Source organism: Aeromonas sp. TW 6 (assembly GCF_013168745.1).
Lineage (GTDB): Bacteria > Pseudomonadota > Gammaproteobacteria > Enterobacterales > Aeromonadaceae > Aeromonas > Aeromonas caviae.
Genome location: NZ_JABERS010000016.1, coordinates 13,419 through 28,720, shown reverse-complemented (window position 1 = coordinate 28,720; position 15,302 = coordinate 13,419). Strand labels below are relative to the sequence as shown.

The 15,302-nt window shown below is 60.6% G+C and carries 9 protein-coding genes; all 9 read right to left on the bottom strand.

The window, feature by feature from the left end; all coding sequences use genetic code 11:
• Positions 1–42 precede the first annotated feature (42 nt).
• The 9 genes from HKD46_RS09915 to proQ all read right to left on the bottom strand — a co-directional run bounded on the left by HKD46_RS09915 (position 43) and on the right by proQ (position 15,277).
• Entirely contained in the window at positions 43–270 is a 228-nt protein-coding gene (locus tag HKD46_RS09915; protein WP_010674762.1) for a glutaredoxin family protein, read from the bottom strand.
• On the bottom strand, positions 270–2,441 hold the full coding sequence (rlmKL, locus tag HKD46_RS09910; protein WP_010674763.1) for a bifunctional 23S rRNA (guanine(2069)-N(7))-methyltransferase RlmK/23S rRNA (guanine(2445)-N(2))-methyltransferase RlmL: 2,172 nt from the start codon (positions 2,439–2,441) through the stop codon (positions 270–272). The genes HKD46_RS09915 and rlmKL overlap by 1 nt, the downstream gene beginning before the upstream one ends.
• Positions 2,442–2,748: 307 nt before the next feature.
• Positions 2,749–3,285 carry a cell division protein ZapC gene (locus HKD46_RS09905; protein WP_029314546.1) on the bottom strand — a complete coding sequence of 179 codons (537 nt, stop codon included), beginning with the start codon at positions 3,283–3,285 and terminating at the stop codon, positions 2,749–2,751.
• A gap of 85 nt (positions 3,286–3,370) precedes the next feature.
• The gene (gene pyrD, locus HKD46_RS09900) at positions 3,371–4,381 is read right to left on the bottom strand and encodes a quinone-dependent dihydroorotate dehydrogenase (RefSeq protein WP_010674765.1); all 1,011 of its coding nucleotides are present in this window, start codon (positions 4,379–4,381) and stop codon (positions 3,371–3,373) included.
• A 47-nt stretch (positions 4,382–4,428) separates the two neighbouring features.
• A complete protein-coding gene (locus tag HKD46_RS09895) occupies positions 4,429–9,291 on the bottom strand; it encodes an NAD-glutamate dehydrogenase (protein ID WP_124814390.1) in 4,863 nt (1,620 codons plus the stop codon).
• A 274-nt stretch (positions 9,292–9,565) separates the two neighbouring features.
• Complete coding sequence (locus HKD46_RS09890) at positions 9,566–9,787, bottom strand: DUF2835 family protein (RefSeq protein ID WP_010674767.1); 222 nt, start codon at positions 9,785–9,787, stop codon at positions 9,566–9,568.
• A gap of 67 nt (positions 9,788–9,854) precedes the next feature.
• The gene (gene pepN / locus HKD46_RS09885) at positions 9,855–12,479 is read right to left on the bottom strand and encodes an aminopeptidase N (RefSeq protein ID WP_161470529.1); all 2,625 of its coding nucleotides are present in this window, start codon (positions 12,477–12,479) and stop codon (positions 9,855–9,857) included.
• A gap of 129 nt (positions 12,480–12,608) precedes the next feature.
• Positions 12,609–14,624, bottom strand: a complete 2,016-nt coding sequence (prc, locus tag HKD46_RS09880) for a carboxy terminal-processing peptidase (RefSeq protein ID WP_041211433.1) — start codon at positions 14,622–14,624, stop codon at positions 12,609–12,611.
• Positions 14,625–14,632: 8 nt separating this feature from the next.
• On the bottom strand, positions 14,633–15,277 hold the full coding sequence (gene proQ / locus HKD46_RS09875) for an RNA chaperone ProQ (RefSeq protein ID WP_010674770.1): 645 nt from the start codon (positions 15,275–15,277) through the stop codon (positions 14,633–14,635).
• Between the last annotated feature and the right edge of the window lie 25 nt (positions 15,278–15,302).

Below are 15,302 nucleotides of genomic sequence, written 5' to 3'. Positions count from 1 at the left end.
GCGGCAGCGTGAATCTGCCCCCGTTTTGTCGTCAAATCCTGCTCACCCCTGTGCCAGCCAGCCTTGCAGCTCCCCCAGGGTGAAGGGCCAGCCCAGCTCCCGGCCGGCACTGTCTTGCAGCACCGGGATGCGCACCCGGTAAGCCTCGAGCCAGGCCTCCTCCTCCAGGATGTCGCAGCGGCGGGTCTGCGCGGCCATCCCGGCCTGTTCCACCAGCGTCCACGCCTGTTCGCACAGGTGGCAGCCGTCGGTGTGAAACAGGGTCAGCATCAGCCTTGTGCCTCGGCGTGGGTGATGATCCAGCAGTTGTGGATATGCTGGTTGCGCTCGAAGTCCTTGGGCCGGGTCTTGTTCGTGATGTTCTGCGCCTTGAGACCGATGGCGTCAAGGCCGGCCAAGTCCATCTTGAAGTGGCGTTTGTTGTTGGAGAAGACCAGGGTGCCGTCCGCCGCGAGCAGGCGCTTGAGGTGCTGCATCAACAGCAGGTGATCCCGCTGCACGTCGAAGCTCTCGTCCATCCGCTTGGAGTTGGAGAAGGTGGGCGGATCGATGAAGATGAGGTCGTACTGCTCGTCGGCTTCCGACAACCACTTCAGGCAGTCCGCCTGCACGAACTTGTGCTCGCGGCCCACCAGCGAGTTGAGGCGCATGTTGTCCTGGGCCCAGTTGAGGTAGGTGCGCGACATGTCCACCGTGGTGGTTTCGCGGGCGCCGCCGAGCCCCGCGTGCACGGTGGCACTGCCGGTGTAGGCGAACAGGTTCAGGAAGCGCTTGCCCCGAGCCATCTGGCCCAGCATGCGGCGGGTCTGACGGTGGTCGAGGAAGAGGCCGGTGTCCAGATAGTCGTAGAGGTTGACCCAGAGGCGTGCACCGTACTCCTGCACTTCCATCCGGTGCTGCTCTTCGGAGAGCTTCTGGTACTGCTGTTTGCCTTCCTGGCGCTCGCGCACCTTCAGGATCACCTTCTCGCCGTCCATGCCGGTCACCTTGATGGCGGCCTGCACCATGTCCAGCAGACGCTGGCGGGTTTTCTGGGCGGGAATGTCCTTGGGCGCCGCGTACTCCTGTACCACCAGATAATCCTGATAGCGGTCGATGGCGGCGTTGTATTCCGGCAAGTCCGCGTCATAGAGGCGGTAGCAATCGAGGTTCTCCTTGCTCGCCCATTTCTCGAGGGTCTTCAGATTCTTGCGCAGACGGTTGGCAAAGTCCTGGGCCACCTCTTTCTGGGAAGCGACGGCATCGAGGGCGATCTGGTAGTTGCGCAGCTGGCACTCGAGGGCGCCGTTGAACAGGCGATACTGCTTGTCGGCACGCAGGCGCAGGCAGCTCAGGAGTTCGGGAGAGGCGGAGAGAATGGTGACCTTCCACCCCTGGAAGCCGCGGCGCAGGGCATCGCCAAGGGCCTGATGCACTTCCAGCAACGCCGGGAATTCACCGAGACGCTCGCCATAGGGCGGGTTGGAGATAAGCATGCCGACCTGACGGCTCTCTCCTTCCACAGCCGGCATTGGCAGCGGATTTTCCAGCTTGGTGACATCGGCCTGCTTGAAGGTAATGAGATGATCCACGCCGGCGGCCTTGGCGTTGTCACGGGCCTTCATCAGGACCCGGGTATCCGCATCGCAACCGAACAGTTTCACCTCGCAGCGCTGCATGCCGCGCTTGGCACGTACCTGGGCTTCCATCATCAGACTCTGCCACAGTTCACCATCGTGTTGCAGCCAGCGATCGAAACCGAAGCGCTCACGGCGCAGCGCAGGCGCCATGTCGGCAGCGATGAAGGCCGCTTCAATCAGCAGGGTACCGGAGCCGCACATGGGGTCCATCATGGGCTCGCCGGCCCAGCCGCTGCGGGCAATCATGGCCGCCGCCAGGTTCTCTTTGAGGGGCGCCTCGCCGGTGCCCTGGCGATAGAAGCGCTGGTGCAGCGCCGGGCCTGACAAGTCCAGCGTGATATTGGCCTTGCCTTTGCCAAGGTGCGCCATGATGCGAATGTCCGGGGACTTCTTGTCCACATCCGGGCGCACGTGACCGCGCTTGGTGAAGCGATCGACGATGGCGTCCTTGATCTTCAGGGCACCGTACTGGGTATTGCGAATGGAGGCGTTGGTACCGGTAAAGTCCACCGCGATGGTGGCGGTACCGGAGAAGTGATCTTCCCAGGGAATGGTATGGGCCCCGAGGTAGAGGTCCAGATCGTCGTTCATCTGGAACTCGGAGAGCACAAGCACGATTCGGGAGGCAAAGCGGCTCCACAGACAGGCCTTGTAGCCGATGGCCAGTTCGCCCTTGAAGTGGACGCCGGCCACGGTCTCACGGACCTGCTCTGCACCCAGATTGGTCAGCTCGACGGCCAGCAGGTTTTCCAGCCCTTTGGGGCAGGTTGCAAAAAATTCTTTCATCACGCTCACGGGGATGCCATAAAAATAGTGCCGCATTATACCTTATCGGCCCGCGCTCGGCACTCGAACCTTGGACAAAGGCGCCATATAAACGGCAAGAGGCGCGGCAAACGCTCCCCTCCCCCTTGCGGGCGACAGGATCCCGCTCTTGGCTGGCAGTTGTCTACCATCACATTCGTAAAGAATTCGAAAATCTTGCCCGGACCAGGCAGAAAATGGTCGTGACGACCAGACGAAGGAAAAAGACAAATAATGGAACAAGAGAGAGACTGAGCGCTTAAATATCAGACCAATATAGCAGGCCTATAACGGACTTATTCGTCGCCATATAACGGCCCCGTCGTCAGCCCACTTCCCGATATTGTGTCTGTGCCCGAACTCTGGCTTGCATCCGGTTATTCATCACCTTGATCACGGCAAAGCGCGGCAGCGTCTTGCTGTTGGTCAGCACCAGCTCGTCGGTCAGGTTCAGGCAAACACTCGCCTGATCGCCGGCTTCGATGACCATGAATTCCCCCCTACCGTGGGGCGTATCCATCCACACCAGGGATCCCATATCCGGAATAACATGGGCCTGCTGTTCATGAAAGAACCAGCTTTGCGGCATCAGGGGTTTATAAAAACGGCTGACGGCGATGGCATTGAGGACCAGCTGGACCTGGTGGGGCGTACTCCAGTCGAGTTCAGCGGCCTTGTCCATCAACTGGTAATAGAGGGCGGCATCATCCACGCAAAAAGGCTGGGTGGTGAAAGAACAGGGAACAAGTTGTCGACCTTTATATTCGGTGGCAAATATCATGCGATCGGACAAATCCAGCATAAGGCGATCATCCTGAGCGTCATAATGCCACTGCCAATTGTCATTGGGTTGAATACACATGGTGGTGCCCTTATCTAAGCCGTCCCTCGACTTTATTCCATGTCGAGAATTTGAGCAACGTTAAATAAGGGCAACCGGTTATTTTTTAAATATGGGTAACGATCTCTTTGACCAGACTCGGCCCTTTATAAATAAAGCCGCTGTAAATCTGGACAAGACTGGCACCCGCTGCCAGTTTTTCCCGAGCCGCCATGGCGCTGTCGATACCACCCACACCGATAATGGGCAGGGCGCCGTCGAGGGCCTTGGCCAGGTGGCGAATAACCTCGGTGCTCTTGTGCTGGAGCGGACGACCGCTAAGCCCGCCAGCCTCTGCGGCATGGGGCATGTCATATATCATCTCCCGCTCCAGAGTGGTATTGGTGGCGATGACACCGTCAATACGGTTCTTGATCAAAGAGGCGGCTACCTGATCTATTTCATCGAGTGACAGATCCGGGGCAATTTTCACGGCCAGCGGCACATACTTTTTATATTTCTCGGCCAGCTCCTGTTGGCGCTGTTTCAATGCGGCCAGCAGTTCATCCAGTGCATCGCCATATTGCAATTGACGCAGACCCGGGGTGTTTGGCGAGGAAATATTGACCGCAATATAACCGGCGTGGTCATACACCTTGTCCATGCAGAGAAGGTAATCATCCTTGCCCTGCTCGATGGGGGTGTCCTTGTTCTTGCCGATATTGATGCCGATCACCCCCTGATATTTGGCCTCTTTCACCTTGGCCACCAGGTGATCGACTCCCTTGTTGTTGAATCCCATGCGATTGATGATCCCCTCGGCCGGGATCACCCGGAAGAGACGTGGCTTGTCATTGCCGCTCTGGGGTCTGGGGGTCACGGTACCGACCTCGATGAAACCGAACCCCATGGCGCCGAAGGCATCGATGCACTCCCCGTCTTTATCCAATCCCGCGGCCAGGCCCACCGGATTGGCAAAATTAAGCCCCATGACGGTGACGGGGCGTTTTGGCAGGGTGTTGCGGAAGAAACAATCGAGCGGTGTACCGAGAAGGCGGGGCAAATATTTGATGGAGAGATCGTGAGCCTGCTCCGGATTGAGTTTGAACAGGAAATGCCTGGCGAGTGGGTACAGCATGCTTGCTCCTTAAAAAAAGCCCCGGCAACTGGCCGGGGCTTTTGGGGTTATGCCGAGGTTCGGCAATTCAACTGGAGCAGGTTCAACTCTCGCAAGGCCACCGAGAACTTGGCGAACTCGTGGGTGCTGGTAGTCTTGAAGTCGGCCAACATATGGGTCCAACGGGACAAGAGCTGCTCATGCTCCGAAATCCAGTCGGCCAGTATGGTAGCGCATTCCCCCTGCTCTTTGCACCCTTCCAGTACCACGGAAGTGAGGCTGCGTTGCTGCCAGTCCAGATCTTCGCGGAAGGAGGCCCGCGCCATCGCCTGCCAGTGGTTGCCCACCGGCTGATGGTTGATCTGCTCGAGGAACCAGTGCAGATCCAGCTTGGCACCGAGACGGTAGTAAACGTTGGCGGCGCGCAGGATGTCGGTCTTGTGCTCCGCGGCGATCTGCGCCAGATCCAGGCAGGAGAACAGGCTGCTCATGTGGGCTACCTGACGGGCAATCTGCTCGGGTACCGCTTTGGCCACCAGGGCCGCGACCGCCTGCTGGTGCTCGGCCACTTCGCTCTCGTCCATCACCTCGTAGAGGTGCTCCGCCAGGGTCTCGAAGGCCGGGCGGAAGAAGGCGATGTTCTCGCCGATGCTCCAGCTGCGGTTGCGGGCACGCAGGAACCAGCGGGTGGCGCGGCGTACAATGCGGCGGCTGTAGAACATCAGCTCGAGCTGGGTGTTGGCATCCACCTGGTTGTCACACCCTTCGATGTCGCGCCACAGGGTATTGAGGCCGAACACCTCGCGGGCCATGGCGAAGCAGCAGGCCACTTCGGCCACCGAGGCACCGGTCTCGTCCTTCATCCGGCTGGCGAAGTTGAGCCCCATGTCGTTGACCAGCATGTTGGCCACCCGGGTCGCGATGATTTCGCCGCGCAGCGGATGCTGGGCAAGGGCCGCACCGAACTGCTGCTGCAGCTGGGTCGGGAAGCTGGTGACCAGCATGTTGGCCAGGAAGGGCTCGTCGGTCACTTCCGGGCAGTTGAGCTGCTCTTTGAGCACCATCTTGCCGTAGGCCACCAGCACCGCCAGCTCGGGACGGGTCAGCCCCTGCCCCGCCGCCATCCGCTCGGAGAGCTCCTCGTCGGTGGGGAGGAACTCGAGGCCGCGGTCCAGCTTGCCTTCCCGCTCCAGCCCCTGGATGAAGCGCTGCTGCTCTTTGAGCTGCTCGGCGCCACGGAACGCCGTGACCGAGATGGACTGGGACTGGCGATAGGCGTTGGTGATGACCACCTGCGCCACCGCATCCGTCATCTCGTAGAGCATCTGGTTGCGCTGCTTGAGGGTCAGATCCCCGGCGGCCACCAGCTGGTTCAGCAGGATCTTGATGTTCACCTCGTTGTCGGAGCAGTCCACGCCGCCCACGTTGTCGGTGAAGTCGGTGTTGATGCGACCACCCTGGCTCGCGTACTCCACCCGGCCGAGCTGGGTGAAGCCCAGGTTGCCACCCTCGCCCACGATGCGGGCACGCAGATCGCGACCGTTGACTCGCAGCACGTCGTTGCTGCGATCCCCGACGTCGGCGTCGCTCTCGCGGGCACTCTTCACATAAGTGCCGATGCCGCCGTTCCAGAGCAGGTCCACGTTCAGACAGAGCAGGGCCTTGATCAGCTCGTTCGGCGCCATGCTGGCCTTGTCAGTGCCGAGCAGGGTCTGCATCTCGGGGCTCAGCTTGATGGACTTGGCCGAGCGCAGGAAGATGCCGCCCCCCTTGGAGATGAGCTCACGGTTGTAGTCATCCCAGCTCGAGCCCGGCAGCTCGAACAGGCGCTTGCGCTCGACGAAGCTCCTGGCCGCATCCGGGGTCGGGTCGACGAAGATGTGCATGTGGTTGAAGGCGCCCACCAGCTGGATGTGCTCGGAGAGCAGCATGCCGTTGCCGAACACGTCGCCGGCCATGTCCCCAATACCCACGCAGGTGAAGTCGGTGGTCTGGCAGTTGATGCCAATCTCACGGAAGTGGCGCTTGACCGATTCCCAGGCGCCGCGGGCGGTGATGCCCATCTTTTTGTGGTCATAGCCCACCGAGCCGCCGGAGGCAAACGCATCGCCGAGCCAGTGGCCGTATTCGAGGCTTATCTCGTTGGCGATGTCGGAGAAGGTGGCGGTGCCCTTGTCGGCCGCCACTACCAGGTAGTAGTCATCCTCGTCGTGACGCACCACGGATTTTGGCGGGATCACCTCGCCGCCGATGATGTTGTCGGTCACATCGAGCAGGCCGCGGATGAACAGACGGTAGCAGGCCTTGCCCTCCTCCTGGATGACGGCACGGGGGGCGCCTGCCGGCATCTGCTTGCAATAGAAGCCGCCCTTGGCGCCCACCGGCACAATGACGGTGTTCTTCACCTGCTGGGCTTTCACCAGACCCAGCACTTCGGTGCGGAAGTCCTCCTTGCGATCGGACCAGCGCAGGCCGCCACGGGCCACCTTGCCCCAGCGCAGGTGTACCCCTTCCACTCGCGGGGAGTAGACGAAGATCTCGAACTTCGGCAGCGGCAGCGGCATGTCGGTGATGCTGGAGGGGGCCAGCTTGAAGGAGATGTAGGGCTTGATGTTGCCCGCCTTGTCCAGCTGGTAGTAGTTGGTGCGCAGGGTGGCGTCGATCATCTCCACATAGCGGCGAATGATGCGATCGTCATCCAGGTTGGCGACCTGATCCAGCTTGGCGGCGAGCTGCTCATGCAGCTTGGCGGATGCCTTGGCATCTTGCGATGGCACCTTGGCGTCCTGCTTGCCGGCCGGATCCAGACGCTGTTCGAACAGAGTGAACAGCAGCTCTGCGATATCCGGATAACGGGTCAGGGTCTCCTCGATATAGGACTGACTGAAGGAGACGCCGGTCTGGCGCATGTATTTGGCATAGGCCCGCAGCACGGATACCTGACGACCGGTGAGGCCGGCCCCCAGCACCAGACGGTTGAAGCCGTCATCTTCCAGGGTCTTGTTCCAGATGGCGGCGAAGGCCTGCTGGAAGCGCTGCTGGCTCTGCTCCAGATCGAACGGTTGCTCGCCCCGCAGCAGCATGGAGAAATCGAGGATCCAGAACACCTCGCCGGTGGGGGTCCGTACCTGATACGGGGTCTCGCCGATGACGCGCAGTCCCATGTTTTCCAGCATGGGCAGGACGTCGGAGAGGTGGATGGGTTCGCTTCGGTGGAACAGCTTGAGGCGTACCCGGCGATCGTTCTCCTCCTCCTGGGCGCGGTAGAACAGCATGCCAAGCGGCTCGGCCTCGCTCAATCCATCCAGGGCCATGATGTCCGCGACGGCAGAGCCCGGCAGCACATCTTCCTTGTAGGCACGGGGGAAGGCGGTGCTGAAACGGCGGCGCAGCTCGTTACCGCGGGCCTCGCCATAGTGGGAAAGCAGCACGGAATCCAGGCGGTCATCCCAGCTGCGGGCCGCTTCAATCAGGTTGTTCTGTACTTCGTTCACATCCACATCCACGTTGTTGTTGTTGACCCGCACTATGTAGTGGGTCCGTGCCAGCACGCCCTCGGTGAAGTAGACGTTGAACTCCACATCGATGCTGCTGCCAAAATATTTCTGCAAAATCTGCTGGGTCTTGACCCGCAGCGCCGTGTTGTAGCGCTCCTTGGTGACATAGACCATGCAGGAGAAGAAGCGGCCGTAGACGTCGCGGCGCACGAACAGGCGCAGCATGTCCCGCTCCTGCATCTCCAGCACGCCGAGACCGGTGGCCAGCAGCTCCTCTTCACGGGCCTGGATCAGCTCGTCGCGCGGGTAGGTTTCCAGCACGTTCAGCAGCGCCTTGTAGGCATGAGAGCCCGATTCAAAGCCGGAGGCGGCCATGATGCGCTCGAGGCGGTGGCTGATGAGGGGGATCTGGGTCGCACTGGTGTTGTAGATGGAGGAGGCATACAGGCCGATGAAGCGATCCTCTCCCACCACCTTGCCGTGCTCGTCGAAGCGCTTGATGCCGATGTAATCCACATAGGCCGGACGATGCACCCGGGACTTGCTGTTGGACTTGGTGAGGATCAGCAAGTCGGAACTGAGGGCCGCGTGACGGGCGCTGGCGGGCATGGTGCCGAGGCGCTGGCCTTCGTCCTTGATGGAGTTCTTCATCAGCCCCAGGCTGGACTCGGGCTGCGGCAGGATCTCGTGATCCCCCTCCACCGCCTTGACGTCGTAGCGACGATAACCCATCAGGGTGAAGTTGTGGGCGGCCACCCATTTGAGGAAGGCGACGCAGGAGTCCACCTCGGCCTGGCTGACCGGGTTCTTGCGTTTGGGCAGCTCCTCGATGATCTCGTTCAGGCGCGTCAGCATGGGCTGCCAGTCTCCCACCGCCAGGGCCACTTCCCGCGCCACCGAGTTGAGCTCGGCAGTCAGGGCGTCCATCTCCTCTTCACCGGTCAGGTGATCGATTTCGATGAGGAAGGCGGTTTCCACCGAGGTCTGCTCTGCGGTGTTGTCCAGATCCAGGATGGCGCCAATCTTGCCGCCTTCGCCGCGGATCAGGTGCAGCGGCTGGTGCAGCATCATGTGGGCGGTGATATTGAGACGCTTGAGGGCCATGCGGATGGAGTCCACCAGGAAGGGGGAATCCTGCAGGATGATCTCGACGATGGTATGGGGAGACTGCCATCCGTGGCGGGTCAGCTCGGGGTTGTAGACCCGGATATAGGGCTCGATGCCGGTACGGTGGTTGAGGGCATTCCACAGACTGAGGGCGGCGCCATAGAGATCGCTGTCATTGCGGTCATGCAGATCAGTGCTGGCCATGTTGCCGTAGAACTTGGCAACGAAACATTCGACCAGGGAGGCACTGTTTTTCGGCAATTTCTGGTGGATCAGACTGAGAACGTTTTCGAGCAGAACGGAGGTAGGGGCGTCTTTCAATGCCATTGCTAGTTTCCTTATCGGACGACATCACAGACACGGCGACATCCACCCAGGATGCCCACCGGTACAGAGTTGCAGCGAAGTGTAATGGCTTGGATCAAGGAAGGCGAGCAAAGGTGATAACGGGATGTTAAAAACAAGGGACAGATCACGGCTTGGGTTGTGATAAATTTTGCCAAGTTGGCAAAATTCAGAAAATCCCACTGGATGCCGCGCCATTTGCCGGATAGATAGTGACTTAAAGCAGATAATTACCCGGATTGATGTTCAAGTTTTGTTAATTTATGCGTTCCAGGGAAATGAAGCGATGATCGTCCTGGGTTTTCAGTCGAAAGTAGCCGTGAACGCCGCTCTCCGACACAAAACGCCGGATTTTCTCCAATCCCAGCTCCAGGGTCAGACCCTGCTCGGTACGTACCACCAGGCGGTTCACCTGCCCCTGGTACATCAACATGATCTCGTCGCGGCCAAGGGAGAGCCGAAAAGTGTATTGCCTCATGTCACCTCCTGGTCATCCATGAAAAACGGGCAGGAAAGCCAGGCTCCCCTGCCCGCCGTCGCGGCGCTTACTGTGCCAGCGCCTTGCTCACCTTCTCGAACAGATCCCGCGCCAGCCCGTCCAGGTTGGCCAGGCGGGTCAGCTCGGCGCGAACCAGCGCCTTGCGCCCCTCATCGAGCCGCTTGAACTGGATAAGCGGGGTGATGAGGCGGGACGCCACCTGGGGATTGACCTCGTTGAGCTCGATCAAGAGATCGGTCAGGAAGCGATAGCCGCTGCCATCGGCGGCGTGGAACTGCACCTGGTTGTTCATGGCGAAGCTGCCGATGAGCGCCCGCAGCCGGTTCGGGTTGCGGATGCTGAAGGTCGGGTGCGCCATCGCCTGCTTCACGTCATGGAGCACATCCTTGGCCGGCTTGGCCCCCACCAACCGCAGCCAGTTGTCCAGTACCAGGCCATCATGGGCCCATTTGCCTTCGAAGTCGGCCAAGAGCGCGGCGCGGCACGGCAGCAGATGGCTGTTGGCCACCTGGAGCGCCGCCAGGGTGTCGGTCATGTTGTCGGCAGCCTCGTACTGCTCGCGCACCAGGGTATCGGCCTTCGCGGCATCCAGCGCCGCCAGATAACCCAGCACCACACCCTTGAGGGCCCGCTTGGCCATGTCGGCATGGACCACCTGATAAGCCGGCAGACGCAGGCTCTCGTAGCACGCCAGCAGGCGGTCGCCGAAGGCGTGGGCCAATGCGGTCTGGATCCCGTTGCGCACCTGGTGGATGGCGTCGATGTCGGCCACCTCGAACAGCTCGGCCAGGGTCGCCTCCCCCGGCAGGGCCAGGATCTCTGCCTTGAGGGCGGGATCCAGTGCAGCCTCGTCCAGAATGGCGACAAAGGCCGCCAGCAGGGTGTGGGAGAGTTCAACCCCCTGCCCGTGCTGGACCCGGGCCACCCCGTCGATCACCGCCTTGTTGATCAGCATCTGGGCGGCGTCCCAGCGGGCAAACTCGTTGCGGGCATGACGCATCAGGAAGGCCAGGGCCTCGTCGCTGTAGTCATAGTGCAGCTTGACCGGGGCGGAGAAGTCTCGCAGCAGGGAGGGTATCGGTCTGACCGGCACTCGATCGAATTCGAACGTCTGCTGTGCTTCCAGCACGTCCAGCACATTGCCGATGGCCTTGCCCTGGTATTGCAGCGGGATGACGGCACCCTGTGCATCGTAGAGCTCGATGTCGAGGGGGATATGCAGCGGCAGCTTTTGTGGCTGATCCTGGGTCGGCGGCGTGTGCTGGCTCACGTGCAGACGATAGACACCGCTTTCGGCATCGTATTCGTCGGTCACGGTGAGCTCGGGGGTGCCGGACTGGCTGTACCAGCGGCGGAAGCGAGCGAGATCCACCCCGGAGGCATCCTCCATCGCCTGCACGAAGTCGTCGCAGGTGGCAGCAGAGCCGTCGTGACGCTCGAAGTAGAGTCGCATACCCGCCTGGAAGGCGTCCTCCCCCAGCAGGGTGTGCATCATGCGGATCACTTCAGAGCCCTTCTCGTAGACGGTCAGGGTGTAGAAGTTGTTCATCTCGATCACCACATCCGGGCGGATGGGGTGGGCCATGGGGCCGGCATCTTCGGCAAACTGCGGACCGCGCACGGTGCGCACGTTGTTGATGCGGTTGACGCCGCGCGACCCCAGATCGGAGGAGAACTCCTGATCCCGGAACACCGTCAGTCCCTCTTTGAGGCTTAACTGGAACCAGTCGCGGCAGGTGACGCGGTTGCCGGTCCAGTTGTGGAAATATTCGTGGCCGATCACCCGCTCGATGCCGTGGTAGTCCGCATCGGTGGCAGTGGCCGGGTTGGCCAGCACGAACTTGGAGTTGAAGATGTTGAGCCCCTTGTTCTCCATGGCCCCCATGTTGAAGAAGTCCACCGCCACGATCATGTAGATGTCGAGGTCATACTCGAGGCCGAAACGCTGCTCGTCCCAGCGCATGGAGTTGATGAGGCTCTCCATGGCGAAACCGGCGCGGTCCAGGTTGCCCTTGTCCACGAAGATCTCGAGCGCCACCTGGCGGCCGCTTTTGGTAATGAAGTGGTTGCGTTCCACATCGAAGTCCCCCGCCACCAAGGCGAAGAGGTAGCTCGGTTTGGGGAAGGGATCCTGCCACTGCACGAAGTGGCGACCGTCGTCCAGATCGCCGCTCGCGACCTTGTTGCCGTTGGAGAGCAGATAGGGGTACTTGGCCTTGTCGGCGGTGATGCGGGTACTGTAACGGGCCAGGATGTCCGGCCTGTCCATGTAATAGGTGATACGACGAAAGCCCTCGGCCTCGCACTGGGTGCAATAGGCATCGCCGGATTTGTAGAGCCCCTCCAGCGCCGTGTTGGCGGCGGGATCGATGTCGGTGACCACGGTCAGCACGCACTCGGCCGGCAGGTTGAACAGGGTCAGGCTGCTCTCTCCCTGCTCGTATTGCTGATAGGGCACGCCATCCACACTGACGCTGACAAGGTCAAGCCCCTCGCCATCCAGCACCAGGGGTTCGTTGTGATCGCCGCTGCGACGCAAACGGGAGATGGCGGTGACCCGGGTCAGGGGCTCTTGCAGCTGAAAATCGAGATCCAGACTGTCACACCAATAGAGGGGAGCCTGGTAATCCTGGCGATATTTGGCCGTCATGGCCTGAGGTTGTTCAGTCATTATTGTGTGCTTCCACGCTTTGTTATTGACGTGTCAGAGGCTGTCACAAGGCTCGGACAGGGTCAAATAGTTTGCATTCAGGCAAAAGAAAGGGCGACCCGAGTCGCCCTTGTCATTCCATTGCCAGCATCAGCTCTTCTTGCTGAGGGTGGCCAGATCCGCCGTTATGTTGGCCGCTTCCACCTGGTATTCGTCAGGTGCCTCGAAATCGGTCGGCAGTTCATCCAGGCTCTTCACCGTCGGCTTGCCAAGACGGGTCAGCCGCTCGTTGGCTCGCGCCAGCGCCTTCTCGTCCTGTTTGGCCTGTTCAGCCAGCCGCTCGGCTTCGTTCAGGGAGACCGACTTCTTGTCCTTGTCCGCCTGATACTCCTTGATGTCCTGCAGCACATAGGCAAATTCCGGATCCTTGGTGATCCGCGCCTCGTGGGCCGCTTTCAGCTTGGGCAGCAGGCTGGAGAAGTCCCCCAGTCGCTCGTAGCTGGCCGAGGCAATCTTGTCCCAGGGCAAGGCGTTGAACTCGCGGCTCTCCCCCGTCTCACCCGGCGCCACTGCGGTCGGGAAGGCGATATCGGGAGCAACCCCCTTGTTCTGGGTGCTGCCGCCATCGATACGGTAGAACTTGGCGATGGTGTACTGCACGTGACCCAGCGGCTGCTCGTAGAAGTCATAGACCTTGGCGAGGCTGCGATGCTGCTGCACCGTCCCCTTGCCGAACGAGTTTTCGCCGAGGATCAGCGCACGACCATAGTCCTGCATGGCGGCGGCAAAGATCTCGGAGGCCGAGGCGCTGTAGCGGTCGATCATCACCGACATGGGGCCACCGTAGTAGACATTGCCGTCGTCGTCTCCATTGACGGTGATGCGACCCATGTGATCACGGATCTGCACCACGGGGCCGCTGGCAAAGAAGAGACCGCTCAAGGCGGAAGCTTCCGTCAGGGCACCGCCGCCGTTACCGCGCAGATCGACGATGAGGCCGTCGATCTTCTGCTTGTTGAGGCTGGAGATCTCCTTGATCACGTCGTCGTGCAGGTTGACGTAGAAGCTCGGGATCTCGAGCACGCCGATCTTCTTGCCCTCGGCGGTGATCACCTTGGACTTGGCGGCTCTGTCTTCCAGACGCACCTTGTCACGCACCAGCTCCACCAGCTCGGTCTTGGCGGTCGCGCCCTTGCCGCGCTGGATCTCCAGCTTCACCTTGCTGCCCTTGGGCCCCTTGATGAGCTCGACCACGTCGTCAAGACGCCAGCCAATGACATCCACAATCTTGCCGTCGTCCTGCCCCACACCGGTGATCTTGTCATCGGGTTTCAGGTGATTGGACTTGGCCGCCGGGCCGCCTGGCACCAAGGAGCGGATGACGGTAAAGTCATCTTCCGCCTGCAGCACGGCCCCAATCCCTTCCAGCGAGAGGTTCATCTCGGTGTTGAACCGATCGGCGCTGCGCGGAGACAGATAGCTGGTGTGCGGTTCGATGGCGCGGGCGAAGGAGTTCATGAAGAGCTGGAACACGTCCTCGCTCTCGGTCTGGGACATCCGCTTGATGGCGTTGTTGTAACGCTTGCCAAGCAGCTCCTTGATCTCGGGCCACTCCTTGCCGCTGAGCTTGAGGCTCAGGGCATCGAACTTGACCCGCTGACGCCACAGCTCGTTGAGCTCGGCTTCATCCTTGGGCCAGGGAGCCCCTTCCCGATCGAAGACGTAATTGTCTTTCTGGGTAAAATCGAAGGGAGTGTCGAGCAGTTTGAGGGCGTATTCGAACCGCTCGTACCGCCGCTGCTGACTCAGGTTGAACATCTCGTAGGCCGGAGCCAGTCGCCCTCGCTCGAGGTCGGTGTCAAAACCGGTACGATATTTCTCAAAACGGCTGATGTCAGAGGCCAGAAACAGGTTGCGGCTGTAGTCCAGATTCTCCAGATACTTGTCAAAGATCACGGAGGAAAAGGCGTCGTCCAGCTTGAACTGTTTGTAGTGGGAGCGGGTAAACAGATTGGCAATTCGCTTGCTGGCCGTAGCATGTTGGCTCTCTTGAGCCAACACAGGCAAATCACTTTCCTTGAGCACCGGCTCGATGGCCTGTGCGAGCCCGGCAAGCGCCAGGCTACAGGCAACGAGTGAAAAACGAATCACGCCATGCTTCAACATTCGTCTCCTTAGAGAACCAGATGCTCGAACTTGACCCGCAACATCATGCCGGTCTGCAATTGAACCTGTACGTCATCCTTGGTCACTTCCTTGATGGTCGCAGGCACGGGGGACTTGCCCAGCACGACGCGAACGCCCTGCTCGACTTTCAGGGTAGCGGCATCCACTTTCACCAGCGGCGCATCGGCGACCGGTGCAGCCTTGGGAGCAGGGGCGGACTTGGGCTTGTCGGAGCGGGGAGCGTCAGCCTTGCGCGGCGCGTTGCGACGCGGCTGCTTGGGCTTGTCTTCCTTCTCCTTGGTGTTGGTGCGGCGGCTGGCAAAGACACGTTCCTTGCTCTCCTTGAGCGCCTGTTTGGCATGCTCGATGTGCTCTTCGGTGAGCAGCTCGCCCGGGTTGCCGTCCAGATCGACACGGGCCTGGCCAGCCTTGAGGCCATGCAGGTAACGCCAGCTGGAGGTGTATTGACGCAGAGCAGAGCGCAGCATGGTCTTGGAGACTCTCTCGTCATCAGCAAGACGCGCGGCCAGATCCTGGAAGATGCCAATCTTGAGTGGCTTGGCCTCTCCTTCAGCGATGAAGCAGGCCGGGAATTTCTCGACCAGGTAGGCGACGATCTCTTTACTGTTCTTCAGCTTTTCAGTGTTTTCCATGTATAACCTTGGCTTTCATATAGAC